The sequence below is a fragment of the Polaribacter sp. KT25b genome (assembly GCF_900105145.1).
Lineage (GTDB): Bacteria > Bacteroidota > Bacteroidia > Flavobacteriales > Flavobacteriaceae > Polaribacter.
Window position 1 is genome coordinate 2,214,969 of the sequence record NZ_LT629752.1, and the last position, 25,783, is coordinate 2,240,751.

23 protein-coding genes are annotated in these 25,783 nt (G+C 27.4%); 18 read left to right on the plus strand and 5 right to left on the minus strand.

Going from position 1 to position 25,783, the window contains the following annotated elements; translation table 11 throughout:
• Positions 1 to 2: 2 nt before the first annotated feature.
• Positions 3 to 1,217, minus strand: a complete 1,215-nt coding sequence (gene dinB / locus BLT70_RS09575) for a DNA polymerase IV (RefSeq protein ID WP_091893890.1) — start codon at positions 1,215 to 1,217, stop codon at positions 3 to 5.
• Positions 1,218 to 1,269: 52 nt separating this feature from the next.
• Between dinB and BLT70_RS09580 the strand changes: the two genes are divergently transcribed.
• Complete coding sequence (locus BLT70_RS09580; RefSeq protein WP_091893892.1) at positions 1,270 to 2,049, plus strand: LexA family transcriptional regulator; 780 nt, start codon at positions 1,270 to 1,272, stop codon at positions 2,047 to 2,049.
• Here the strand turns inward: BLT70_RS09580 and BLT70_RS09585 are convergent.
• Positions 2,046 to 2,759 carry an SOS response-associated peptidase gene (locus BLT70_RS09585; protein WP_091893894.1) on the minus strand — a complete coding sequence of 238 codons (714 nt, stop codon included), beginning with the start codon at positions 2,757 to 2,759 and terminating at the stop codon, positions 2,046 to 2,048. The two genes, BLT70_RS09580 and BLT70_RS09585, sit on opposite strands and share 4 nt — an antisense overlap.
• 814 nt (positions 2,760 to 3,573) lie before the next feature.
• Positions 3,574 to 5,253 (minus strand): T9SS type A sorting domain-containing protein, encoded by a 1,680-nt coding sequence (locus BLT70_RS09590; protein ID WP_091893896.1) that lies wholly within the window; start codon positions 5,251 to 5,253, stop codon positions 3,574 to 3,576.
• A 944-nt stretch (positions 5,254 to 6,197) separates the two neighbouring features.
• Here BLT70_RS09590 and BLT70_RS09600 point away from each other — a divergent pair.
• Positions 6,198 to 6,452, plus strand: a complete 255-nt coding sequence (locus tag BLT70_RS09600; RefSeq protein WP_091893900.1) for a hypothetical protein — start codon at positions 6,198 to 6,200, stop codon at positions 6,450 to 6,452.
• Between the two features lie 382 nt (positions 6,453 to 6,834).
• Here BLT70_RS09600 and BLT70_RS09605 read toward each other — a convergent pair whose 3' ends face one another.
• Positions 6,835 to 9,585, minus strand: a complete 2,751-nt coding sequence (locus BLT70_RS09605) for an outer membrane beta-barrel protein (protein ID WP_157691871.1) — start codon at positions 9,583 to 9,585, stop codon at positions 6,835 to 6,837.
• A 146-nt stretch (positions 9,586 to 9,731) separates the two neighbouring features.
• Here BLT70_RS09605 and BLT70_RS09610 point away from each other — a divergent pair, with 146 nt between their 5' ends.
• From BLT70_RS09610 to BLT70_RS17145, 10 genes are all read left to right on the plus strand, one after another.
• A complete protein-coding gene (locus tag BLT70_RS09610) occupies positions 9,732 to 10,889 on the plus strand; it encodes a site-specific integrase (protein WP_091893904.1) in 1,158 nt (385 codons plus the stop codon).
• A 74-nt stretch (positions 10,890 to 10,963) separates the two neighbouring features.
• Positions 10,964 to 12,178: a hypothetical protein gene (locus tag BLT70_RS09615; protein ID WP_091893906.1), complete on the plus strand. Its 1,215-nt coding sequence runs from the start codon at positions 10,964 to 10,966 to the stop codon at positions 12,176 to 12,178.
• A gap of 167 nt (positions 12,179 to 12,345) precedes the next feature.
• The gene (locus BLT70_RS09620) at positions 12,346 to 13,140 is read left to right on the plus strand and encodes a cation transporter (protein WP_091893908.1); all 795 of its coding nucleotides are present in this window, start codon (positions 12,346 to 12,348) and stop codon (positions 13,138 to 13,140) included.
• A gap of 232 nt (positions 13,141 to 13,372) precedes the next feature.
• Entirely contained in the window at positions 13,373 to 14,308 is a 936-nt protein-coding gene (locus BLT70_RS09625) for a DUF2806 domain-containing protein (protein WP_091893910.1), read from the plus strand.
• Positions 14,309 to 14,466: 158 nt separating this feature from the next.
• Positions 14,467 to 15,105 carry a hypothetical protein gene (locus tag BLT70_RS09630; protein WP_091893912.1) on the plus strand — a complete coding sequence of 213 codons (639 nt, stop codon included), beginning with the start codon at positions 14,467 to 14,469 and terminating at the stop codon, positions 15,103 to 15,105.
• A gap of 180 nt (positions 15,106 to 15,285) precedes the next feature.
• On the plus strand, positions 15,286 to 16,308 hold the full coding sequence (locus tag BLT70_RS09635) for a hypothetical protein (protein ID WP_091893914.1): 1,023 nt from the start codon (positions 15,286 to 15,288) through the stop codon (positions 16,306 to 16,308).
• Positions 16,305 to 17,909 carry a hypothetical protein gene (locus BLT70_RS09640; RefSeq protein WP_091893916.1) on the plus strand — a complete coding sequence of 535 codons (1,605 nt, stop codon included), beginning with the start codon at positions 16,305 to 16,307 and terminating at the stop codon, positions 17,907 to 17,909. The genes BLT70_RS09635 and BLT70_RS09640 overlap by 4 nt, the downstream gene beginning before the upstream one ends.
• Before the next feature lie 172 nt (positions 17,910 to 18,081).
• Positions 18,082 to 18,990 (plus strand): hypothetical protein, encoded by a 909-nt coding sequence (locus BLT70_RS09645; RefSeq protein WP_091893917.1) that lies wholly within the window; start codon positions 18,082 to 18,084, stop codon positions 18,988 to 18,990.
• A gap of 1 nt (position 18,991) precedes the next feature.
• Positions 18,992 to 19,519, plus strand: a complete 528-nt coding sequence (locus BLT70_RS09650; protein ID WP_091893919.1) for an SLATT domain-containing protein — start codon at positions 18,992 to 18,994, stop codon at positions 19,517 to 19,519.
• A 176-nt stretch (positions 19,520 to 19,695) separates the two neighbouring features.
• Positions 19,696 to 19,836 carry a hypothetical protein gene (locus tag BLT70_RS17145; protein WP_157691872.1) on the plus strand — a complete coding sequence of 47 codons (141 nt, stop codon included), beginning with the start codon at positions 19,696 to 19,698 and terminating at the stop codon, positions 19,834 to 19,836.
• On the opposite strand, the gene BLT70_RS09655 is transcribed toward BLT70_RS17145, so the two are convergent.
• A complete protein-coding gene (locus BLT70_RS09655) occupies positions 19,812 to 20,360 on the minus strand; it encodes a hypothetical protein (protein ID WP_091893921.1) in 549 nt (182 codons plus the stop codon). The genes BLT70_RS17145 and BLT70_RS09655 overlap by 25 nt on opposite strands.
• Positions 20,361 to 20,596: 236 nt before the next feature.
• Between BLT70_RS09655 and BLT70_RS09660 the strand changes: the two genes are divergently transcribed.
• The 6 genes from BLT70_RS09660 to BLT70_RS09685 all read left to right on the plus strand — a co-directional run bounded on the left by BLT70_RS09660 (position 20,597) and on the right by BLT70_RS09685 (position 25,600).
• Positions 20,597 to 21,565, plus strand: coding sequence for a Fic family protein (locus BLT70_RS09660; protein ID WP_231962662.1), 969 nt, complete (start codon positions 20,597 to 20,599; stop codon positions 21,563 to 21,565).
• A 254-nt stretch (positions 21,566 to 21,819) separates the two neighbouring features.
• Complete coding sequence (locus BLT70_RS09665; RefSeq protein ID WP_091893925.1) at positions 21,820 to 22,029, plus strand: DUF2007 domain-containing protein; 210 nt, start codon at positions 21,820 to 21,822, stop codon at positions 22,027 to 22,029.
• 410 nt (positions 22,030 to 22,439) lie between these two features.
• Entirely contained in the window at positions 22,440 to 22,898 is a 459-nt protein-coding gene (locus tag BLT70_RS09670) for a helix-turn-helix domain-containing protein (RefSeq protein WP_091893087.1), read from the plus strand.
• The gene (locus BLT70_RS09675; RefSeq protein ID WP_231962851.1) at positions 22,844 to 23,692 is read left to right on the plus strand and encodes an IS3 family transposase; all 849 of its coding nucleotides are present in this window, start codon (positions 22,844 to 22,846) and stop codon (positions 23,690 to 23,692) included. The genes BLT70_RS09670 and BLT70_RS09675 overlap by 55 nt, the downstream gene beginning before the upstream one ends.
• Positions 23,693 to 23,961: 269 nt before the next feature.
• Positions 23,962 to 24,732 (plus strand): hypothetical protein, encoded by a 771-nt coding sequence (locus BLT70_RS09680; protein ID WP_157691873.1) that lies wholly within the window; start codon positions 23,962 to 23,964, stop codon positions 24,730 to 24,732.
• Between the two features lie 151 nt (positions 24,733 to 24,883).
• On the plus strand, positions 24,884 to 25,600 hold the full coding sequence (locus tag BLT70_RS09685) for a hypothetical protein (protein WP_091893929.1): 717 nt from the start codon (positions 24,884 to 24,886) through the stop codon (positions 25,598 to 25,600).
• The last annotated feature ends 183 nt before the right edge of the window (positions 25,601 to 25,783 follow it).

The window sequence follows — 25,783 nt, forward strand, 5'->3', positions numbered from 1 at the left end:
CACTATTGTTTTCTATGTGCTAAAAGTGCTGGCGGTTCTCCATTAAAAGGATTGTCAAAACGACCAATGGTTTTTGCGCCCATGGAAGCAGCTCTGGTGATACTTGATTCCCCATATTTATTTCTGATGGTATCCATAGCAGTATATAAATTGAGCATTTGTTCAGAATCATCAAACAAATTAATTTGATAATTCCCACTCACAATATCTGTAATTTTCACACCTACCAATCGAATTAACAATCGTCTTTGATACAGTTTTTTAAACAATTCTAAAACAGTCGGAATAATAATATGATCAGCACTTGTATACGGAATTTTCACTTGTTTCGAATACGTATTAAAATCAGAATATCTAATTTTTACAGCAATCACAGATGCTATTTTGTTTCCTTTTCGAAGCTGATAGGCTAAGTTTTCTGCCATTGCAAAAATAGTTTCAGTCAGTTTTCTAACATCAATCGTATCTTTATTAAAAGTACGTTCTGTAGAGATTGATTTTCTTTCATGAAACGGAATTAAAGGCGGATTGTCAATTCCGTTAGCACGTTTCCAAATCGTTCTTCCATTTACACCCAAAACACTCATCAACATTTCAACGGGCATTTCTTGAATCACTTTTACTTTTTCTACCCCTAAATTTCTTAAAATCTGATATGTTTTTTCTCCAACAGAAGGAATTTTACGAATTGATAAAGGCGCCATAAACTCTTTTTCAAATCCTTCATTTATCAATAATTGATTGTTGGGTTTTGCTTCTCCTGTTGCCACTTTAGAAACAATTTTATTACAAGACATTCCAAAGGAAATAGGCAATCCACTTTCTTTGATAATGCGTTGTCTTAATTCGGATGCATATTTATAACTTCCAAAAAAAGTATCCATTCCTGTTAAATCAGCATAAAATTCATCAATACTTGCTTTTTCAAAAAGAGGTACTTTTTCTTTAACGATTTCAGTAACAATGTGAGAATATTTAGAATAAATACTGGTATTTCCTCGGATGACAATCGCTTCTGGACACAAACGTTTGGCAACTTTCATAGACATACCAGAATGCACGCCAAAAGCTCTCGTTTCATAGCTACAAGCAGCCACAACACCACGATCACCTGTTCCGCCAACAAGCAATGGTCTTTTCTGTAAACGACTATCAATGAGTCGTTCACAGGATACAAAAAAGGTATCTAAATCGAGATGTAAAATATTTTTCTTCACACTACAAAATTAGCTACAAAAACAAACTATTAATGCTTATATTTGTAGTATTATGAAAATTATATCCAAAAATATCCGACATTTAAGAGGTTTAAAACAGCTTTCTCAAGAGCGTTTGGCAGACGATTTAAAAGTAACTCGATCAAGAATAGGTTCTTATGAAGAGAATCGTTCTTCGCCAACATTAGAGTTTTTAATTGATTTCTCAAATTATTTTAAAATCCCAATTGATATTCTATTAAAAAATGATTTGACAAAAACCAAAGACATTTCTTTTATAGAAATAGGCAGTAAAAGAGTGTTATTTCCGATTACGGTAGATGCTGAAAATGAAAACTTAATTGAAGTGGTTTCTGCTAAAACTTCTGCTGGATATTTATTAGGCTATGATGATCCTGAATACATTGAACAATTAGAAAAAATTAAATTGCCTTTTTTACCCACAGGAAAACATAGAGCTTTTCCGATAAAAGGAGATTCTATGTTGCCGATGAAAGATGGTTCTTATGTAGTTGCAGAATTTGTAGAAGATATTCGTGATGTTAAAAGCGGAACGTCCTACATTATTGTCACTAAAAATGATGGAATGACCTATAAACGAGTGTACAATCAATTAGAAGAAAAAGGATCGTTATTGCTAAAACCCGATAATAGAGAATATCTGTCTTATCAAGTTCCGATGGAAGAAGTTTTAGAACTTTGGAAATTTACGTGTAGTATTAACACGCAAGAATATGAAGAACATGAGTTGAAATTGAGTAGTATTATTCAGATGTTTAATGGACTTGGTGTTGAGTTAAAACAATTAGAAAAATCTTTAAAAATGAGTTAAAATAAGGTATTTAATTCTGGGTAGTAAAAAGGTTTTAGAATATCTATTGTATTACTATTTTTTCTACTATTGGTAACATCTTTGGAAACCGTATAAGCTTCAAACTCCTTCGTCATAAAACCTTTTTCTATAATTTCGTTAATGCTGTTTTTTGAAAGGGATGGGTTTATCCATTCTTTTTGAAATGATGTGTCTAAAATTAAAGGCATTCTTTCTTTAGAATTATGAATTTCAGCCATAAATGGATTTGCTTTTTTAGTGATAATCGAACATGAAAAAACTCCATTTTGATGATCATTATAAATACCTGCAAATGCAAATGGGTCATGGTTTTTCAATCGAATATAATGTGGATATTTATTTTTACCAACATGCTTACTTTCAAAAAAACCATCCGCTAAAATCAAACATCTTCTGTTAACTATTGGTTCTTTCCAAAGATTGCTCGTAAATAAGGATTCGCTTTTGGCATTTAAGGTGTTAAAGCGTTTTTTAAAATCAACAGGATTTTCTAAATTTTCAGGAAGCAATCCCCATTTTGCAGGTTCAATTACAGCAGATTCATTTTCTTGAGGTATGATATAAACAAAACGATTATCAAATCCATTTAAATGATAATTTGGCTCATACACTACATCCTTATTGAATTTTACATCAAAAAAATCTTCTAACTTTCTAGCTGGTTTTGTATTGGAAATATGATAACACATTTTTTTATTAGTAATTACTGATAAATCAAATTTAAGAAAATAAACTACCTAGCTCAAGGGGACGAGGTATCAAATTAATTTAAGTTAGGCTGAATTAACCTTTTTTATATTTATCTTTTCTCGCTTAATTTCTAACATATTTTAAAATAATTTGTCATTAGCATATTCTTAAATTGCGTTAATATAATAACCAAAAGTCCAAAATTTACTTTCCTATAAAATCGTTTCACTTTTGGATATAACCTAAATATTTTACTTGCTGTTAAACTTTTTATCTTATTCTGTTATATAATGGACATTATTTATATAAAAAGATAAATGTGATCTTTCATAAAGAATAAATCTAAAAGAGATAAGAAATATCTAAAAAAAAACTTCAAGCTATCAAGACGAAACTTCTTAGGTTAATGTTTTTCACCTGTATTATATTGGGTAAACCAAAAGAGATCATAACAAACTATAATTATAACTTTTGTGAATATACTCTCAAATGTAACAAAAATAAATATCTTAATACTAGAGTCAGCCAAGCATCGATGAATTCCTAAAATTAAAATATTTAAAGATCAATTTAGAGGTATTAGAAATGTTGAGCCCTACTTAATTTAGACGTTTTTTTTTGATTAATTCTAAACCATAACAATATTTAGATTATATAATATAAAGTGATTGAATCTCTCTGATCAAATAAACAAAAATCACAATTAACTCATAATCAACATTTTGATTTATTTTTGTTTTGTAATTTGAATATGATTTTATAAAAAATAATTTTGAAGTTTCATTTCTTGCATTTTATTTAATATCAAAAATATTAGTTGATAATGATTTTTTTTGTGTAAATTTTATTATTTAATTCAAGCTTCAACAAATACATACCAACTTCTGCGTTTGGTAGTTCAATTCTAAATTCATTTGAATAATAATTCTCATCAAATATCTTTTTACCTAATAAATCTAGTATTTTAACCCTTATTTTGTCTTTAGTAATGGGTAACTTAACAAAAAATACTGCATCTGTTGGGTTTGGATATACTAATATTTTGTCATTTAGGTTTAGATTATTAATAGATAGAATATTAGTTTTTATAGGATATTTATAGAAACAGACTAATTCTAGATTATTAGTATTGACAATAAAGTTTCCAGAGCCTGAATTTTGTGCAAAATAAGAGATTTCCGGGTTAGCTCCTGGGTATTCTGATAGCGTAAAAATGATATCACTTTTAGAGGTCTGTATATTGGTTATTACAGAAGAGCCCGCATTTGATAATTCAAAATCTTCTGCAATTGTTGGTATTGATAATTGGTTTGCATCCGTTTCAATTACTAATGTAACCTCACTTGATAAGTATGCATTGGTTATCATTGGAGGGTTTATCTCTGAAGATGTAGTTCCGCCGTATAAATCCATCTGAACTAAAGGAAATATTCTATCAGCAAATTTTTCGTAACCATCTATAAAAGGAAAATGACAATTATCTGTATGATGTGTCATAGCAGCTGTAACCATAATTTGTACATCTGAATTTTCATAAGCAAGCTGTCTTTGTGCTTCTTTAATGTACATTAAAAAACCACCGCATCCATTTTTTGTTTGAAAAATATAAATTTGTTTTATATTGGGATAATCTGTTAGCCAAGATTTTTTTAATTCAATAAATAAATTTTTATATTGAGTTATAGTCGTGCTGTTTCCATCACTTTCTCCTTGAGACCAAAGTACAGCTCTAACGTAATCAGTAAGACCTGAAGTCTTAAGCCTATAGTATAATCGAGAATAATTTGAAGCTAAAGATGTTTGGTAGTTTTCAGGGGCTTGAAAAAAGTTAATACTTTTTGCTCCATCTGCTCCATTAAATATTGCAATAGGAATATTATTGGTGTTAATTATGTTATTAGCGAGTTTTAAACCCCACTGTCCAGTATTTCCATTTGTACCGGTTCCCGCATCACCAATTCCAATAAACCAATTGGAATTATTTTGTAAATCTATTGCATTATCAGTTCCTTTACCAAATACACGAATGAAATTGCTAACATAACTATTAGAACTTCCATAATTGAATGCAATTGCATTAGACTGCCCTTGAATAATATAAACATCACCTGCGACAATATCTGTAACCTCCTTTTCTAGAGTTCTTGTACTTTCCGATAATCCATAAATCTTAATTGAATAATTAACTAGTTCTGCTAGAATTGGGATATTAAAATTAAATGATGCACTATTAGAGCTGTAATTTAGAGTTTTAGTTGTTGTAGTCTGAATCTTATTATTTCGGTAGAGTTCAACTTCAATTGAGCTGTAATAAATTGCTAAGTTACTTACTGACCCTTCAATGATTATATTACCAATATTAGTTGTTAGATCCCTACCTACTAGCTGTTTATTTAAAGGGATTTTATTAAATGTAATTTGTGTGTAGGAGCATTTAAATAATAATATAAACAAGATCGTAATTACAAAATTCTTTTTCTTTAATTTTTTCATAGCGTTTTTTTAATACTTAATATTTTAATTTAGGCATCTTTCTAAAAGTTTTCGAAATTTTATTGTTTGTAGAATATTACATAATTTATATACTCATTTTAAGCTTTCCAAATAATCCAAGATCAATGGAATAGAAAGCATCTTCAAAAACAATAAAAAATTTTAAAATAATTTAGGTTTCCAATTTTTTATCAAAATTAAAACCTTCTCTTATTTAATTCTTACGGCTAACCGTAAGAACCTTAAATTAATTCAAATAACTTCGTCACTCTATCGAAAAAGATTAGTTACAATTATTGTTTTGGGATTTAAAATTGAATTATACAGAATTCGTATAGCTATCGAAGTCCTTGGCTAAATTGTGAAAAGGAGTGTAACTTATTTGCCTAATATTGAAAGAAGATGAGCCTACTATCTTGGTGGATTTTCCAATTGTAGTGACCATTGCGTATTGTGAATATTTAACGTTTAAAGTAAACACACCAACAAATAAAGAGAATATGTTTTTCATAGCTTTTTTTTGTCAAATATATATAAACGGTATTAATTTGACTAAAAATTTAACTATTAATAAATGATTACTTGTAATTATTACATTATCAATAAAAAAAACCACTTAATAAGATTGTAATATTAAAAATAATCCTAAAATATTTAACAATTATTATATAATTTCAACATCTAAAACCTGATGATTTAAAAAACTTAAACTAAACATTCAAATTCATTTTTTGTATCTCATTTATTATTACATTTGAGTAGAAATTATTTATAAATCAGAGTACACGATTCAGTACACGATTTGGTTAAAAAAGCACGTAAAAGGGTGAAATTTTGAATTTTATATCAAATTCATAACCCTGAGGTCACGGGTTCAAATCCCGTTCTCGCTACTATTTTAAATCAGTAAAAAACAACAGTTTAGGTCTCTAAACTGTTTTTTTATGCAATCAATTTATGATTACCTTATCTTTACAACTAAAATTGAACACGATTTGGAACACGATTCTAAAATTTTAGCACCTTTTTCCTCCCCAAAATTCTATACAGCAAAAGGAGATTTATCCAAGCGTTGGTATATCTATTTCTCCTTCCGAAATCCAAAAAAAGGAAAACTAGAAAGAATGGAAAATGTATATGATAAAGTTTTCAATATTGTAATTCTAAATATACAGCCTTTGCTGAAGAAAACAACATAACTATCAGTATAACAGAATAATATGATCCGTTTGAAAATGCTATTGCAAAGCGAATTAATACAACTTTAAAATATAAATGTGGACTGAGAAATTGTATTAAAAATACTGTTATTACTCAAAAGCTAACAAAAAACTGTATATACTTTCAATAATTTAAGACCCCATTATAGCCTAGATTTAAGAAAAACCAGCTGACGTACATTTAAATTCGAATATCAAATATAAATCATTTTGAAAAAATAATGTGAATTTGACTGAACTAACAATTTAAAACAAACCTAATTAAAAATATTTTTTACCTTTTAAACAGCTAAAAAAATAATTTGAATGGTATAAAGTACACCTAAACAAAGGTCAACCTATATCAGTATAATACAAATTTTTAAAACTTTTTTCTGGATCGTCCTCTACCACCTTTCTTAACTCCTTTTACATTTATTTTTTGACCTGCAAAAGTTCCAAATTTATATGTAAAGGTTAGCATAAAATATTGTTCTAAAATTTTATTTTCTACATCTTGAATATATGTTTCTGTTACAGATCTTCTATAACCATTATTTTTTCCAAGCATATCATAAGCAACCAAAGAAAGTGTTGCTTGATTATCCCATAATTCAACACCTAAACCTGCATTCCAAAAAATAGCATCTCCATCAAATTCGTCTCCAACTCTACTGTTATAACGATATGAAACTCTATTAGAAAAGAATGCATTTTTAAGAAAAAACACATTAGTTTCTAAATCTAAGTTCTGCACAAAATAGCTATTATCATTAAATTCATCGGTATCATAAACGCTCTTATTTTTACTGTAACTATATGTTGTGCTTACATCAATCTTATTATCATATGCATATCTAAAAGAAAATGAAGGTCTTAATACAGTTGTTTTTGCTGTAAATTTTACTTCATTTTGAATTGATAAACTATTTTTATAACTCGCATTAAAACGTACATTTAAATTAATGTTTGTTTTTCTACTAAAATAAGATTTCGAAACAGCAAAATTTCCTGAGTATGAATAATCTCCATCTATATTACTATATGTTGTAAATCTATTTAAATCTACATCTGTAGTAGTAGAATTAATTATTTTATTTTTAACAAATTGAGCTTTCGCATTTCCAGAAATATTTATGTTATTATATGCTAAATTATTCTGATAAAGAAATCTTACATTATGAATTACTCCTGGTTCTAAAAGTGGATTACCAACAACTACATGAGTAATATCACTAACATCTTCTACAGGTTGTAATTGACTTACTGATGGTAAATCTACATTTTGATCATATTGCAAAGAAATGTTTTTATATCCATTTATATCCTTATAACGAATTCTTCCTGAATAGGTAAAATATTGAAAATCTGCCTTAAAATCGCGAGCAGTTACCAACTCGTCTTCATAATTTCTATATGTATTTGTATAAGCACCTTCTACATCAAAACGAAATTCTTTATATTGATACCTTAATTTTAACGCTGGTTTTAATGTAGTTGTAACGTATTTACTATCAGAACTTAATAGATCATTAAAATTATTATATTCTTCTGATGTTTTATCAAAATCGTAAATATAATTTTCTGTTTTTTTAGAATTAATTGTTGCGTTGTATCTTGGCATCAACCTAAAATTAGTGAAAAGCTCTTTACTTAAAAAGGCATTAAAACTAATATTACTATTATTACTGTCTGATGTAGTTACTTGATTTTGAACAATAGTTTCACCACTACTTGTAAGTATATTTTCTGAATACTTTTTACTATCTGATTCATCTTTACTAAAATCTGTACCTAAATTTATATTAAAATAATCTGCTTTATTATTTAAAACAGAAGTTACACTAAAATCATTTTTAAATTCATTACTTAAAGATGTCGATTCGTTTTTTGAATTAAAATCGCTCACTAAATCACCATTATTATAATACGAATCTTTATCTACTATGGCACCAGATTCTTTACTAGAATTTTTAAAATCCATTTTGTTTGATAGCCTAACTTTTTTAGTAGAAATATTCTTTTTTGGTTTTAAAATAAAGACTAAATCCGCACCTGCAGTATGACCTTCAGAATCTGTAAAACTACTATTCTTAGAATCTGTAATATAATTTAAATTAGGCAAAAAAGTTTCTTTATGACTTACCTGATCAAAATCTCTACTTTGAGCACTGTATCTATAATTACCATTTATTCTGTTTTCGTTCCATTTTCCTTTTGTGTAATTTGCACCAATAAAATCTGACTCAATATACCCATTACTAGTATCTGTATCTGGCAAAGAATTAAAACCTTTTGATAAATTTATATTATTTGTACCAGCAATAAGACCTATTTGTTTTCCATCAATTAGTTTAAAAATATTTGCATTTGCTTGATATTTTTCATCGGTTCCATATCCTAATTTTACATCACCAAAAGTAGCTCTGTTTTTTCCTTTTTTAATTGTAAAATTGATCTCTTTGGTTCCAGAATCAGATTCCTCTCCTGTAAATTTTTGATTATCTGTTTTATAATCTGTAACCTGAACTTTATTAACAACATTACTTGGCAAGTTTTTTAAAGCGATATCTCCTTTTTGTTCACCAAAAAACTTCATTCCATCAACATTTATAGCAGAAACTTCTATGCCATTTACGGTTATAACACCATCTAAGTCTATATCTACACCAGGTAATTTTTTTAATAAATCTTCCACCTTATCATTAGGTAAAGTTTTAAAACTATCGGCATTATATTCTACTGTATCCTTTTTTATTAATACAGGAGGCGCACGTGAAATGATAGTTATAACATCCAATTCTTCTATTTGATTACTTAATATAATATCTCCCATATTTAATTCTCCTCCTTTGGGTACATCAATATTTTTTACGTAAGGTTTATAACCTAAATACGCGATATTAAAAATAATTTTTGTGTCGGTTCCTGCATTTACAGGTAAAGAAAATTCACCTTTTTTATTTGTAATACCATATGCAATAGGAATACTATCTTTTATACTTTGCAAATAAACAGTTGCTCCATTTAAAACATCAAAATATTGATCTTTTAGGACACCTTCTAAGGTAAATTTTTGAGAAAATAATGATATAGAAATAAATAACGAAAATAATAGTAATGCTCTTTTCATTTTCAGTTTGTGTTGATTAGTATTCGCTTTCTTTGACATAGAATACTTATTTATGGTTTAAATTAAAAATGTTAAATAATAGTTAATTTTTAACATTTCTTTAAGTAATTGCGTTATTAAGATAATTTTCATTAAATTTAAAAGCTATGAAAAAAAATCCTACTATATTTTTAGAACAAGAGAATTATAAAAAAGTATCTCAACTGCTTGTAAAGTTCAAGTATAGTGATACTATAATTAATTTAATGAGAAAAATTCCTGATGCCAGTTGGAATAAAACATTAAGATCTTGGCAAATAAAATACTCTAAAGAAAATTTAGATATAATTTTAAATACTTTTAAAAATATAACCACAATTGATGATAGTAAACTTCCAAAAAAAGTGCTTTTTAAAAGAGATTTAACAAATAATCAAAAAAAACTTTTAAATAATTTTTACTTATATCTAAAAGGAAAAAGATATAGCAAAAGTACTATACAAACCTACACTTTCTTTGTTGCTGATTTTGTTAGTTATTATACAAAAAGGTCTTTAGATGAATTAACAAATAGAGATGTTGAACTCTTTATAGAAAAAGTTTTTATAGAACGAAATTATTCGATTAGTTCTCAAAGGCAGTTTGTTAGTGCATTAAAAATTTTCATAGCTTTTTATCCACATACAAAAATTAATGATTTAATTTTAGAGAGACCTAAAAAATCAAGAAAGCTTCCTAGTGTTTTATCACAAGAAGAAGTTTTAGAAATTATTAGATGCACACAAAACCTAAAACACAGAGCTATTTTAACATTAATTTACTCTTGTGGACTAAGAATTAGTGAGTTAATTAATTTAAAATTAGTAGATTTTCATATTGAAAGAAAACAATTAATTGTAAAAAATGGTAAAGGAAGAAAAGACAGATATATAAGTTTAGCTGATAGTTTTTTACCTTTATTATCTAATTATTATCATTCATACAAACCAAAAAAATACTTTGTAGAAGGTCAAAATGATGGTAAATATAGTGCCGAAAGTGTAAGACAATTTTTAAGGAAAAGTTGCGCTAAAGCTAGAATAAAAAAAACTGTCACTCCGCATACGCTAAGGCATAGTTATGCGACCCATTTATTAGAAAACGGAGTTGACATTAGATATATTCAATCTTTATTAGGACACGCAAAACCAGAAACAACAATGATTTATACTCATGTAAAGCGAAAAGATTTAATGGAAATTCAAAATCCGTTAGATATTGCTTTGCAAAAACTAAATAAGATAAATAAAGACAAGGAAAATGTTTTATTATCCCGAAATATTTAACCAAAAAACAATATATTTGATTGCATATAACCCGTTGTGCATAATGCGAAAAACCAACGAAAACTAATAAAATTATGACATCAGAAAGCTTCGAAAATCATAACATCTTTGACAGATTAAATTCGTTAAAAGAAATTTTAGAGAATGAAGAAAACAAAGAGAAAATTGATTTAGAAAAGCTCTCTTTTTTTCAAACAGTTTTCTCATACATTAATCAGCGAGTAAAATTAACAATTCCTGATTTAGTTCTACAAACGGAATTAGACTCTCTAAGTGCCGAATTAAATGCAGGTATTTCTAACATAAATAAATTTATAGGAAATAACAACCAAGGACATTTAACAAATGCCACAAACAATTTTAATGCTGCAATAACTAAAATAAAAAATTTCCCTATTCCTGTTGCAAAAGCAGATTTTAATTTTTCCCGAAAAATTGCCGAATTTGAAAAAACAGTTAAGAATAAATACAAATCTTTAGAAAAAGAAAAAGACGAGCTAAAAACTGAAATCACTAAGTTTAAGACTGATTTAACAACTAAAGAATCGGAAATTCAAAGATTACTAAAATTAATAGATGGAAAAGAAACAGAAATTCTAAATCTTAATTCCACTTTCCAAACCAGTTTTAATAATATAAAATCAGAACATAATCAAAATTTCGAAAACGATAAAAAAACTTATCGTGCGGAAATAGATAAATCAAAGGAAGTTTTTCGTAAAGAAATTGACGAATTAAAAAGCAGTATTGATACTGACACAACTGGTTTAGTAGAAAAATTAGAGACAAAACATTCAGAAGCAAAAAAATTGGTTAATCTTATCGGAAATGTTGGAGTTACTGGTAACTATCAAAATATAGCGAACAGTCATAAAGAAAGTGCTAATTTTTGGAGAGGATTTGCTATTGTATTTATGAGTATTTTTTCAGGTCTTTTAGTATGGACAATTATTGATTTAAGTTCATTAGGATTTGACTGGACAAAGTCTTTAATTAGGTTAGTTGCTGCTGCTGCTCTTTCTTATCCTGCGACTTATGCTGCACGTGAGTCATCAAAACATAGAAAGTTAGAAACGATTAACAGAAATGCTGAATTAGAATTAGCCTCAATAAACCCTTTCATTGAAGGTCTTTCAGATGATAAAAAACAAATTATTAAAGAAAAATTAGTAGAAAAATATTTTGGCAATAGTAAGGACAATGACTTTTTAGACACAAAAGAATCTGAAGGTTTATCTATTCCTGCATTTGAAAAAATATTAAGTGCTATATCAAAACTGAAAGGATAAGCACTATGCACAACACCGTATATAATTTATTGCTGGCTTATTGCCTACTTACGAAAGTCCTCGCGGACTTTCTTGGTCGGTAATTATTTACTAAATTAGTTGCTTAAACCACGCAACAAACCATATACAAACACGTTGTAAGTAATGCCGAAAAACCCAGAAACCGAATGAATAAAACAATATTTGAAATTACCAAAATGGACTGTCCTTCAGAGGAAAATCTAATCCGAATGAAATTGGACGGAATTTCAAGTATTGCGAATTTGGACTTTGATATTCCGAACCGAAAACTGACTGTTTTTCACAGCGGAGAATCTGACCAAATCGAAAAGTCCGTTATTGAACTAAATTTAGGCGGAAAAAAAATCTCAACGGAACAAACCGACCAAACGGAATTTAAAGAAAACGCAAACCAAAAAAAGCTACTTTGGTCTGTACTTGCAATCAATTTTGTCTTTTTCATTATCGAAATGACAACAGGAATTATCTCAAAATCAATGGGACTTGTTGCAGACAGTTTGGATATGCTTGCCGACAGTTTCGTGTACGGAATTAGTTTGTTTGCGGTTGGAGGAACTATAGTTAAGAAAAAGCGGATTGCAAAACTTGCTGGATATTTTCAAATAACACTTGCGATTATTGGATTTGTGGAAGTTTTAAGAAGGTTTTTTGGAGACGAGAAACTTCCCGATTTTTCGACAATGATTATCGTTTCGATTTTTGCACTTATCGCAAACGGAATTTGTCTTTATATTTTGCAAAAGTCAAAAAGCAAAGAAGAGGCTCATATGAAAGCGAGTATGATTTTTACATCAAATGACGTGATTATCAATTTAGGAGTAATAATTGCTGGGATTTTGGTAAACTGGTTGAGTTCGAGTAAACCTGATTTGATTATCGGAACAATCGTTTTTATTTTGGTAATTCAAGGAGCGTTTCGGATTTTGAAATTAAGTAAGTGAATGAAAAAAGCACTACTTACAACAATGTATATAAAACATAGCTATTACAGGCTTTCCGAGAGGTTTGTGTGTATTTGCCAAGAACGCCAAATTTTTAAATTTGGCTTTTAGATAAATAAAGATAAAAAGTAAAATTTAAAAATTTGGCTCGTGCATAATCTGAAAAGTTAGCGTCTTTTTATACGCTACGTTTCATATACGAGACCGTTGGCAATAATTAAAAAAAAAATCTATGCCTGAAATTAACCTTATCAAATTAGAAGGAAAACCCTTTGAAAAACTAATTGACGTTATTAGTAAAGGAATAGGAACCTTATACAAACCTAGAGCAATCAGAAAAGAGGCAGATTCTAAAGCCTATGAAATTGGAATTATTGAACAAGCTAAATCAAAAGCTCTTGCAGAAGGAAAAGTACTAGAAGCGGAAACGTATTTAAGAATTCAAGAAAGATTACTTTTTAACGAAACTGAAAGACAAAAGAGCATAGATAATGTTGTTGAAATTGCTGCTGAACAGCTAAAAAATGAAGATAATATATCTGAAGAACCTGTAGATAAAGATTGGTCTAAAAGATTTTTTAATTTAGTCCAAGATACTACTGATGAGGAAATGCAGGCTTTGTGGGGAAGAATTCTTGCAGGAGAAACAAAAAAACCAAAATCCTATTCTAAACGAACTTTAGAAGTATTGAAAAACCTTTCTAAAGAAGAAGCTGAAATATTTACAAAATTTGCGGAATTAAAAATTAAAGTTAATGAATATACTGTAATTATAAATAATGACAAAGGAAAATTTATAAAAGAAGAATTTGGCATTACGTTTAATGATTGTTTATTAATGGTTGAATTAGGTTTAATTTCAAGTGAAAACAGTTTTGTAATTAGTTTTGAACCAACTAATAACAATGATAAAAATATTTATATTACTTATGGCAATAAAGGATTTAAAATAAAAAGAAAACAGAATTCACCAGAAAGAAATATCCAAGTATTATCATTTACTAAAATTGGTTGTGAACTTTCTAAACTAATCCATCCAAAAGTTAATATGAATTATATAGAAAAAATTTGTTTAAGCTTCAAGCACGAAAATACAGATATAGAATATGGTGACATATTAGAAAAGAACGAAAAAAAGTTTTTAATAAACATAAAAGAATATAACTAATAACTATTGCCAACACCTTGTATAAAAAATTGCTTAATTTAGTTTAATTTAAAACTTGTTGCTTTTTTGTAAACTTCTGAATTTCCGCTGGAAATTCCTCGTTCACAAAATCGCAACTTTCCATACAAAACAACGTTGGGCTTCATTTAAGAAAAATCGTGAAATACAAGAAAATTAGAGGTTTAAAAAAGAAAGTAGCTAAAATCCAAAATTGGGTTGAAGAATACTTGAAATTAGATATTGAACAATTATCTGAATATAAATATCATTACTCTAAAGTTTACGTTCAACCTTGGGACAATATAAGTCTGACTAATAGCCAAATTCCAGAACCGAAAGGAAAAGCTAAAAATGAGATACTAAATGGTCTTGAAAAAATCTATGATAGTTGGAAAGTAGAATTAGATAAATCGGAGAAACCATATTATTTAAAAATCTGGATTTACGAACCAAGAATCTCTAAATCTCAAGTAGTTTGCGCAATCGGAGACAGAATTGAATATTACGAAAACCTGTTTGAAAAAGTAAATTATAAACAAAATAACTCATCATTTACAAATAGTTTAAGTTCTGAATTTAAATGGGAATCTAAAATTGACGAAGTACAATATTGGAAAAGTGAATTACTTTGGCCATCTGAACAGTATGAAAATATTGAAGAGTGTTATTCTGACAGAAAATTGTTGAAAAAATTGGAAAACGGAAATTATAGAAAAGAATTAATTGATAATCCAAATGAAGAGAAAGACATAATTTACTTCCTGAAAAAAGGAAAAATTTGGGTTGGAGAAAAATAAAAAACGAAAGCCCAACACCATATATAATTTATTGCTTTCTTTTTGCTTACTTGCGAAAATCCTCGCGGATTTTCTTGGTCAGTAATTATTTACTAAATTAGTTGCTTAACCACGCAACAAACCATATATAACAACGTTGGCGGTAATTAAAACGAACGACATATAGAAAAAGTAAAGTCAATGAATTACACCTTTAAAAATACTGAAATAAATAACAAGAAGGCTACTGACTTTGAAACAAAATCTTTACTTTATTTAATTGGAAAGAGAAAGGATAGTAAAGAAGTTGAATATATTGCTTTTGACTGTTTTAATGATGTTAGTGGAATTAATAAAAAATCAGATAAAATTTGGGATATTCAATCAAAAAATGAAAAAAACCTAAACCCAAAAAAGATTGGAAAATATTTTTTCACACTTTTTGACAATTTCACTTCTTCATTTGATTTTAAAGAGTTTATTTTCTTTTGTCCAGTTTTAAAAACTGAATATAAAATTGATGCTAAACTAAATACTTATGGAATTGAAAATATTGCAGATAAAACGCTAACGAGGATTAAAAATGGTTTAAATCTAGAGGTAATAAGAGTAAAAGGAACTTCTATAAATTATGATAAAAAGCAAGAGGATTTTCTTAAAAAAGTAATAATTGTTGAGGATACAGAACTTGATAATGAATATATAAAAACAGTTACAAAGTTTAAGAAAACAGAAATTAAAACTGACGCATTTTATCAAAGTATTTTTCAAGATTTAAGAGATATTCAATCAAGTAAAAAGAATTCTTATATTGAAAACGAGATTATAACAAATATAAAAGATGTTTTAAAGTTCAACCGACACTTATTTTCGAAAGATGTAGAAACCTTAATAATAAGTAGAATAATCGGCTGTGAAGTATTCGAATACAAATCGATTCCATTCTATTTTTATCCGTTAATAAATGCACTAGATGTGGAAGACGTAAAAGATACTGTCCAAGAATGTAATTCAAATTTATCAAGAGCTTTTTTTAACAAAAATAGTAATCGTGAGTTTTGGAAAATATGCGAGGTAATAATTGAATTTATAGAATCAAACAACATTACAGACGTAGAACAAATATTTAAAACAATATTCAATAATTATAAACCTAGAATATCTTATTTAACCCCAATAACTATTAAATATTTAATTGCTATTACAATCGAAGGAAAACAATGATTATAAAAAAAACAGCATTTGGAAATAGCCAAGAAGCATTTATTGAAGATAGATTTAAAAACACAACTAACATTATATTCAGTAATGATAATAACAGAGGAAAAACCTTAGTTATTCAAGGACTTATGCATTCTATTGGTTACGATTCCATTTTCCCTAGTGGTTTTAACTATAAAAGTTATTTTTTTTATTCTAACATCATTATTAACCAAATAAGCTACGAATTTCTAAGAAAAGGAAACTCAATTATTCTACTTGAGAATGATATACTTAATGTATTTAATAGTATTAGTGAGTTTAAATATTATTTCGACAAATACATATACACATTACCTAAGATTGAAAAAGATGGCGAATTAAAACCCGTAGATTTAACATTATTCTACGAATTATTTTTCTTAGGTCAAGATAAAAGAAACTCTTCTAACTTAATCATTAAAGGTCGTAACAACAAACAAGACTTTAAGAATATGATTTTTGCAATGCAAAATGTTCTTATTTCTAGCACAAACAAATATGACATAGAAGAACTTAAAGAACAAAAAAAATCTATAGATTTAAAAATCAAAACAGAAAAAAGAAAAATTACGATTCTAAAGAAGAATCCAGAAATAGCTTCATTTATTAGTTCAACAGCAAATAATATTGATTTTAAAAACACATCTAAACGACTTAGTGAATTACACAAAAGTATTGCAGATTTACAAAAACAAAGAAATAGAGAAGAAAACAGAAAGATTAAATTAGAAAATCTAATTATTGAATTAAACTCTCTGAATAGAAGTTTAAATGAAGGAAAAGTTAAATGTTCTGATTGCGGTAGTTCAAAAATTATCTTCGCTAATCAGGAATTTGAATTTGAAGTAAGCAATAATTATGTCCGCCAAAACATATTAAAGTCTATACAAGAAAGTATTTCTATGAAAAAAGAAATTGTTCAAGAATTTAATAGTGAAATAAATAAAGAACAATCTCAAATTCAGAAATTATTAAAAACTTCAACACCTGATGTAAAAAATTACATTCTATTTCAAGATGAAATAATAGATTCAAAAGATATAGATAAAATAGTGTCAGAACTTCAAAAACAACTTGAAGAAGTTCAAAAGAAAATCAATAACAACGAAAGTAAAATTGTATCAAATAAAGATTTACAAAAACTCATTATGGAAAGTGTTATATCCGAAATGATGCGTTATTATAAAATAATTGATAAAGATGGATTATTAGATTTTGAAGATTTATTTACTAAATCAGGAGAAACATACTCAGGAAGTGAAGAACAAGAATATTATTTTTGCAAAATACTAGCTTTAAATAAAATTTTAAACATTGAATTTCCTATAATAATTGATTCTTTCAGAGAAGGAGAATTATCTTCTACAAAAGAAAATATTATGATTGAAGAATATATAAAACTTGACAACCAAGTTATATTGACTTCTACTTTAAAAGATGAAGAATATGATTCAGCAAAGTATTTAAAACTTGAAAACGTAAATGTAATTGACTATTCGTCTTTTGCAGATAGTCAGATATTACAGGATAATTATGTAGATTCATTTAATGAAATACTTGAAAAATTCGGAATAAAAGAATAACTACCGCCAACACCGTATATAATTTATTGCTGGCTTCTCGCCTACTTACGAAAGTCCTCGCGGACTTTCTTTGTCCGTAATTATTTACTAAATTAGTTGCTTGAAACACGCAACAAACCATATACAACAACGTTAGCTGTAATTTGCCACAAAACTCAAAACCAACGAATTAATGAATCAAAATATAAACATTACCGATTCTGAATTTAAAACTTTTTACGAACCTTTACTCAAAGGTTATGGAGAAGAATTTAAAGATGTTATCAAGTCTAAAAATGATATTTGTAAACTAATATTTTTAGATTCGAAAAGAATATCAATTGAGAAACTTCTAAGTAACATTGAGAAAGAGTCCGATATTTATATAAAATCTATGATTTATAGATTAATTGGAGTTAGAGAAATAATTTACTGTAGAGAAAACAAACAAAAATTAGACGTAAAGTCTGTTTGGGAATTAATTTCAAAATCAATTAAAATTATTCCAAAAGAATATACAATTTCATCAATCGGCTCACAAGGATTTTTATCAATCCCACTTTATAAATTTGATGAATCTTTAGAAAGTTTTGATTTTCTAAGATTACATATTTGGGATGATTCATTGAATGAATATATTGATTTAGAAAAATGCGAAAACTTTTCAATTCATACACATACATTTTTTGCAGAAAGTTGGGTTATAGCAGGAAAAATAATTAATAATAGATTTGACTATAATATTAATTCAGAGAATTCTAATCACTCTTTTTTCAAAGTAGTTTATAACAGTTCATTAAACGAAGTAAACCAACACACATCCAAAGCAGTAAATGAAAAAATAGATATAGAACTTTATCAAACATCCGAAGAACTACATTTAGAGAATGGAAACTATAAAATCGAAGCTGGTAAATTACATAAATCGGGACATAAAAATTCACCCTTACCTTCTGCAACGTTTTTTTCTTTTACAGGTAAAAATGGCTTAGATAAATCTATTGTGATTGGTCCAAAGCATATTTCAGAATCTGTTATTAATAGAAAAATGATTATAGACCCAACAGAACTATTAAAAAAAATTGATAAACAGTTACTATAAAATGGAAAAGAAAAAAACTATGCTTTTAGATTGGATGAGAAAAGTTCATCAATTAGAATATGCTCATTGTTATCAATCTGAATATTATAGAAAAATTGAAAAACGAATAGGAATTTCAGCTTTTGTTTTATCAACAATGGTAGCTTTTTCTTATAAGTTTCCTGAAATAAAAAATGAATGGTTTAATACTTATTTATTCTTCCTTGATAAGGATTATTTCTTACCATTTCTATTATTTATAGTTGCTTTATTTACTGGTCTACAAACTTTTTTAAAACCTAATGAAAAATCAGATATTCATAGAAAACTTGGTCTTGAATATGAAAAAATAAGACATACAATTGAAATAACTCTAACGAAAGAAGAGTCTGAATTAAATATCGATAGAGATATTCTAAAAATTAAGAAAAGTTGGGATTCTATGAATACTATCTATGTAATGGAAAGATATTTTGTAGAAGCTAAAAACAAAGTGAAAAAATTTGAAAAATATCCAAAGGAATTAAGTTTTTTAGAAGATGTGAAATAAAAACTACAGCTAACACCGTATATAATTTATTGCTAGCTTCTCGCCTACTTACGAAAGTCCTCGCGGACTTTCTTTGTCCGTAATTATTTACTAAATTAGGTGCTTGAAACACGCAACAAACCATATACAACAACGTTGGCAAACATTTGACCGACATAACGCAAAAATTAAACATTATGAGTGATAAAGACGAAAATAACAATTCATCATCAAACGATTCGGATTCAAATAGTAGTTCAGGAAATTCAACACCTTATCGTGATTCGAATACATATGTTGAAAGAACTGAAAATCAAGACGGAAGTGTAAAGAAATAAATTGCTGAATAAATTAATACGATTATTAGTCCGATAAGAATTGATTTATTTGCCCAATCAAAAAGTCGAACACGATTTTTTAAATTTTCTTTATTACTTTCAATAGCGATATTTAAGGAATAAACTCTATTCCTTAAAATCTGTTTTGTCTGACTTTTATCGGATTTTTTATTAAAAAGGAAATCTTGAATTAAATTATTTGGAGAAGCACCTTTTAAAGCGACTTTGTTCGGATAAATAACTTTTATCAATAAGAACAGTACGAATCCAAAAACAATGCATAAAACAATGCTGATTTGGATTAAAATAGACTTTATGTCAAAAGAATTAATCTGACTGACCAAATAGCCGACTATTGTTGTGAAAATAACAACGAGAACTTGAAAAAGTGTATTTGATTTGTTTGTAATAATATCTTCCGAACTTGATAAGTCTTCAAGATTTAATTCGGCTTCGGTTTTTATAATTTGTAAATTTTCAATGCTTAATTTATCTAATAATTTAATATTTAGTTTATTTTTCATAATCTGAATTTAAAATGTTAATGTAAAAAGAAAAAACGATTTGCCAACACCGTATATAATTTATTGCTAGTTCTAGCCTACTTACGAAAATCCTCGCGGATTTTCTATTCGGTTTTTATTTGCTAACTTAGTTACTGAATCACGCAACAAACCATATACAAAACCGTTGTGCCCAATTAAAAAATCCGTTTCATCACATAATTCCAGTTAAATGATTGTATCTTTGATAGTATCAAATGATAGTATCAAAAATGAAACCACCTTACGAAATAACATCTTCTATTTTAAAATTAATAACTTCTATTTCGGAGAAAATTGGAGAAGTAAATGCTAATTTATTAAACAAACCCTCGCCTAAATTAAGAAAACAGAATAGAATCAAAACTATTCATTCTTCATTAAAAATAGAAGGAAACACACTTACCGAAGAACAAATAACGGCACTTTTAGAAAACAAAAAAGTTATTGGCCCCAAAAAAGATGTTTTAGAGGTTTTAAATGCAATTAATATTTATGAAAATTTAGATCAATATAATCCTTCTAATGAGAAGTCTTTTTTAAAAGCACATAAAAACTTAATGGAAGGTCTAATTGAAAATTCTGGAAAATACAGAAAACAAAGTGTCGGAATTGTAAAAGGTTCAAAAGTTGAGCATTTAGCACCACCTTTTGGAAATGTTCCTTATTTAATGAAAGACCTTTTTGAATACTTGCAGAAGTCAGACGAAATTGAATTAATTAAGAGTTGTGTTTTTCATTACGAAATGGAATTTATACATCCATTTTTGGATGGAAATGGTAGAATGGGAAGATTATGGCAAACTCTAATTTTAATGGAAAAATATCCAATATTTGAGTTTTTACCTTTTGAAACTTTAATTAGTAAAGGACAAGAAGAATATTACAAAGCTTTGGCAGAAAGTGATAATTCAGGAAAATCAACAAAATTTATTGAATATATGTTAAACGTAATTGATGTTTCAATAAGTGAGTTATTGAATTTCAATAATCGAACATTAAATGAAAAAGATAGGTTAGAATATTTTGTTTCTTTAAATAAAACTGAATTTACGAGAAAAGATTATATGGATATTTTTAAAGATATTTCTTCAGCGACAGCAAGTAGAGATTTAAAAAAAGGTGCTGAATTAAATTTATTTAAAAAAATAGGAGAAAAAAATAAAACAATTTACCTTTTAAAATAACTGGGCACAACACCGTACAAAATTAATTGCTTTGTTTTAGATTACTTACGAAAATCCTCGCGGATTTTCTTGGTCAGTAATTATTTAGTAACTTTATTGCTTAACCACAGCAACTAACCTTGTACAAACACGTTGTAATTCATTGTTCAAAAAAAACTAACGTTAGGAAAAAATAGTGAATTGAATCTAAAACAAATCAAATTTTGAATTTAAAATAATGAATTTCAATAATACGAATTTAAACAAATAAAATAATGAGCTTAATAACAATTAAAAAGTCAAATAATGAATCTGAAATATTCATTTTAAAAGGCAAGTTAGAATCCGAAGGAATTAAATGCTATTTACGAAATGAATTTACATCTCAAATAATGCCACATATAGCTTTAGTTGAATTACAAGTTTCTGAAGGAGATTTAGAAAGAGTTAAAGAAATTTTAACTGAAATTAATCAAACTGAATAAAATTAAAACGGTAAATAATCCATATGCTGAATTGAAAATGATTGCGGAATCAATACGTTTGAGCTACTTAAACGTGAAACCAAAAATGCAGATTTTTTTTGCGTTTTTTTTTAAAGATCTTATAAAGTTAAAATGTATGAATTTACTCGAATGCTGAAAAGTTGAAAACGGAATCAAAAATTGCTCACTCTTATGTTTCACAACGAAATTACAACACCGTGTATAAAAAATTGCTTATTTTTAGCTTAAACAAAGTTAGTAGCATTTTTGTAAACTTCTATTTTCCTGCGGAAAATAGCCGTTCACTTTAAACGCAACTTTCCATAACACAACAACGTTGTAATTCATTGCCAAAATATACTTTCCTGAAATAGGTTGACTAAAAATTAAACACTTAATTATAGTCACTTATGAAAACACAAAATGAACACTGCCGAAAAAAAACTTACGAAAAAGTAACTTTAGAGCTTAAATTATTAGTCGTTGACCAAATTCAAAATGGTCAGATCTCAACCAACTTCGCTTCTAAAAAATATGACATTCCTAGAACTACCATTGGCTATTGGATTAAAAAATATAGTACTTTAGTGCAACAAAATACAGGAATGAGCAAAATAAACGAAATAAAAAAATTAAAGGAACGTATTGAAGCCCTTGAGTTTATCAAAGACTTTCAGCAAGATATTATTGCCGATATGGAAATCATTACAGGAGTCGATTTATCAAAAAAGTCGCTGCCCAAAACATTAGTAAAAGAGATAGAGCTAAAAAAGAAAAACCGTTTAAAAGAAAGTGGTTCTATAAATGTTTTGGGATTAGTAAACAAGCCTTCTACAAAAGATGTAAAGAACAAGAAATCAAACAAATAAATTATGATAAACTTATTGTAATGGTACTAGATTATCGCAAAAAAGTAGGCATGAGAACTGGTGGTATTAAGCTGTATGATGAACTAAAATCTGACTTCATAAAACAAAACATAAAGATGGGAAGAGATAAATTTTACGACTTTTTAAGGCTCCATAATTTGCTCGTCCCTAAGCTTAAAAATTACGTGACAACAACAGATTCGAATCATCAATTTAGAAAATATAAAAACCTAATTAAAGACCAAGTGCCTAATAGACCAGAACAACTCTGGGTAACCGATATAACATACATTAAAACAGAAAATGGACACAATTATCTAGCAATCGTAACAGATGCATATTCAAAGCAAATTATGGGATATAAATTAGATAACAATATGAAGACATCTCTTTGTATAGAAGCTCTTGCTATGGCTATTAAAAACAGAAAATATCCCAATGAAAAACTAATTCATCATTCTGATAGAGGTTTTCAATACTGCAATCCTAAATACACAGCATTTGCCGAAGAAAATGGAATGATAATGAGTATGACAGAACAATATGATCCTTACGAAAATGCAATCGCTGAGAGAATTAATAGAACTTTAAAATATGAATATGGGCTTAGAAACTGTATTAAAAACACTGCTATTGCTCAAGAAATTACAAAACAAGCTGTAGATATATACAATAATTTGAGAAAGCATTTTAGCCTAGATTTAAGAAATCCTGCTGACGTACATTTAAATCCTAACATTAAATACAAATCATATCGAAAAAATAAAGTAAATTTACCTGAACTTAAAATTTAATCTAAAAGCTAGTTCAAATTATTTTTTTGCCTTCTAAACGGCTAAAAAAAATAGTTTGAACGGGTAAATTAATAAAAAAAAGGTCAACCTATATCAGTATAATACAAATGGCGCATCTAACAAAATCAAATTTAGGAAAACTCTGTCAAAAACTTAAAATCAATAATGAGATTGATTTAGATATATTTGTGAATAACATATACAACGACAAAGAAATATATTATATACTAAATCGAATTGAAATTGAGTATTTATTTAAATATAAAATGATGTTAGATAATGAAGATGAGTTTTTCGCTGAATATTTTGAAAAAGTTGCAGAAAAAGAAGACAGTAAAACATTTGTATTCAATAAAGGTGGAAAAATGAAATATCATCTTTCATCTAATTGCAAACTTTTGAAAAAAGATTATCTTGATTTCGCTATTCCTCAAGACATTCAAGATTTAGGAGATAAAAACATTGAAGAATATAGAGATTGGTTTAGAGATAATAATTTTGCAGATAGATTTAAAAATAAAACAATCGGAAAAGATTTGATTATTAAGGCTTTTAATGATAAATATACTAAAGAGCCATATAATATAAAAAAAATTGAAGACAACTCTAATTTATTAATTGTAGAAATTCCTAATTCAAGTATTAGATATATTGAAAAAGAGTACAACAAAGTTGAATTTATAAATAAAATCACCGAATTAAAGAAACAGTTTCAAAATATATTTCAATGTAAAATATCAAGAAAATTATCGAAGTTTAAATACCTTCTTAAAATGAGCGATTTGGAAATTCAACAGAAAATAGACGAAGTATTTGTTGAAGGTTTTACAAAAAATTATGGAATTGAAAACTTAAAAGAAAAATTTAAAGCATCAAAAGGAATTGTCTATGAAATAATTTCCTTGCTATTAGAATATATTAGGTGGAATTATAAAGCTAATGAAAAAGATTTTAACATTTTGACATTAGAAAAATTTGGATTAGAATGTTGTATCAGTTGTGAAAAGGAATCAAAAAACGTGTTACAACACCGTGTATAATTAATTGCTTGGTTTCAGCCAATTTACGAAAGTCCTCGCGGACTTTCTATCTGTGTTTTATTTACTAACTTTAGTGCTTGAAACACGCAACTAATCATACACAACAACGTTGTAACCAATTTACCAGCGAAATAAAATTTGAACATAAATTATGAATTTTAATTTCTTAAAAAGCAAACCAAAACATATTTATTCGGAATTAAAACCAATGGAAAGAATAACTAAACTTTTTTTAGAATTTACATTTCCATATTTTGAAAAAAACGAATTTAAATACCTTAAATCACAACAAGAATTTAAAAAACGAAATGATTTTTTTCTATACAGCGTTCATTGGTATGGTAGAAAATACAATGAAGGAAATTTGAGTGTAGAATTTGATATTGTCTTAAATGTTACTTCAACTAAATACAGAAAATGGGAAAAAGAATTTTATAATCTTGGCGAAAAGCGAGAAAGAGGAATAGATGGAACAAGAGTTGATTATATTGAAAATTGGAATAAAGAATATTATTATTCAGGTTGGTATGATTTAGTCAAAGATGACAATGAAAAAGTAATGAAAAGAATTTGTGAAAACTTTGAAACATCTGGAAAAGATTTCTTTGATAACTTTAAATCTTTAGATTCTGCAATAAATAAATTAAAAAAATACCCAATAGCAAATTTTGAATCAATTATTGATTTTTACATAATTCAAAATAAGTGGAGTGAAGCAAATATGTTTTTTGAAGAAAATAGGAGCTGGTATGAAAAAAAAGAGAAAATTGAAGGAAATGATCCAAATTCAGAATATTGTTTAAATCGAAAAGAACATTTTGAATTAAGAAGAGAAAAAATAAAAAACTGGTTACAACAACATATATAATTTATTGCTGGTAAAAAGCTTACTTACGAAAATCCTCGCGGATTTTCTTTGTCAGTAATTATTTACTAAATTAGGTGTTTAAACCACGCAACAAACCATATATAAACACGTTGTAAAACATACCCAAAAATATACTTTCCTGAAATAGGTTGACTAAAAATTAAACACTTAATTATAGTCACT

Coding starts and splice junctions, on each gene's coding strand:
- BLT70_RS09580 (WP_091893892.1), top strand. CDS start 1,270: ATGAAAATTATATCCAAAAATATCCGACATTTAAGAGGTTTAAAACAG.
- BLT70_RS09585 (WP_091893894.1), bottom strand. CDS start 2,759: ATGTGTTATCATATTTCCAATACAAAACCAGCTAGAAAGTTAGAAGAT.
- BLT70_RS09590 (WP_091893896.1), bottom strand. CDS start 5,253: ATGAAAAAATTAAAGAAAAAGAATTTTGTAATTACGATCTTGTTTATA.
- BLT70_RS09600 (WP_091893900.1), top strand. CDS start 6,198: ATGCAATCAATTTATGATTACCTTATCTTTACAACTAAAATTGAACAC.
- BLT70_RS09605 (WP_157691871.1), bottom strand. CDS start 9,585: ATGAAAAGAGCATTACTATTATTTTCGTTATTTATTTCTATATCATTA.
- BLT70_RS09610 (WP_091893904.1), top strand. CDS start 9,732: ATGAAAAAAAATCCTACTATATTTTTAGAACAAGAGAATTATAAAAAA.
- BLT70_RS09615 (WP_091893906.1), top strand. CDS start 10,964: ATGACATCAGAAAGCTTCGAAAATCATAACATCTTTGACAGATTAAAT.
- BLT70_RS09620 (WP_091893908.1), top strand. CDS start 12,346: ATGAATAAAACAATATTTGAAATTACCAAAATGGACTGTCCTTCAGAG.
- BLT70_RS09625 (WP_091893910.1), top strand. CDS start 13,373: ATGCCTGAAATTAACCTTATCAAATTAGAAGGAAAACCCTTTGAAAAA.
- BLT70_RS09635 (WP_091893914.1), top strand. CDS start 15,286: ATGAATTACACCTTTAAAAATACTGAAATAAATAACAAGAAGGCTACT.
- BLT70_RS09640 (WP_091893916.1), top strand. CDS start 16,305: ATGATTATAAAAAAAACAGCATTTGGAAATAGCCAAGAAGCATTTATT.
- BLT70_RS09645 (WP_091893917.1), top strand. CDS start 18,082: ATGAATCAAAATATAAACATTACCGATTCTGAATTTAAAACTTTTTAC.
- BLT70_RS09650 (WP_091893919.1), top strand. CDS start 18,992: ATGGAAAAGAAAAAAACTATGCTTTTAGATTGGATGAGAAAAGTTCAT.
- BLT70_RS17145 (WP_157691872.1), top strand. CDS start 19,696: ATGAGTGATAAAGACGAAAATAACAATTCATCATCAAACGATTCGGAT.
- BLT70_RS09655 (WP_091893921.1), bottom strand. CDS start 20,360: ATGAAAAATAAACTAAATATTAAATTATTAGATAAATTAAGCATTGAA.
- BLT70_RS09660 (WP_231962662.1), top strand. CDS start 20,597: ATGATAGTATCAAAAATGAAACCACCTTACGAAATAACATCTTCTATT.
- BLT70_RS09665 (WP_091893925.1), top strand. CDS start 21,820: ATGAGCTTAATAACAATTAAAAAGTCAAATAATGAATCTGAAATATTC.
- BLT70_RS09670 (WP_091893087.1), top strand. CDS start 22,440: ATGAAAACACAAAATGAACACTGCCGAAAAAAAACTTACGAAAAAGTA.
- BLT70_RS09680 (WP_157691873.1), top strand. CDS start 23,962: ATGTTAGATAATGAAGATGAGTTTTTCGCTGAATATTTTGAAAAAGTT.
- BLT70_RS09685 (WP_091893929.1), top strand. CDS start 24,884: ATGAATTTTAATTTCTTAAAAAGCAAACCAAAACATATTTATTCGGAA.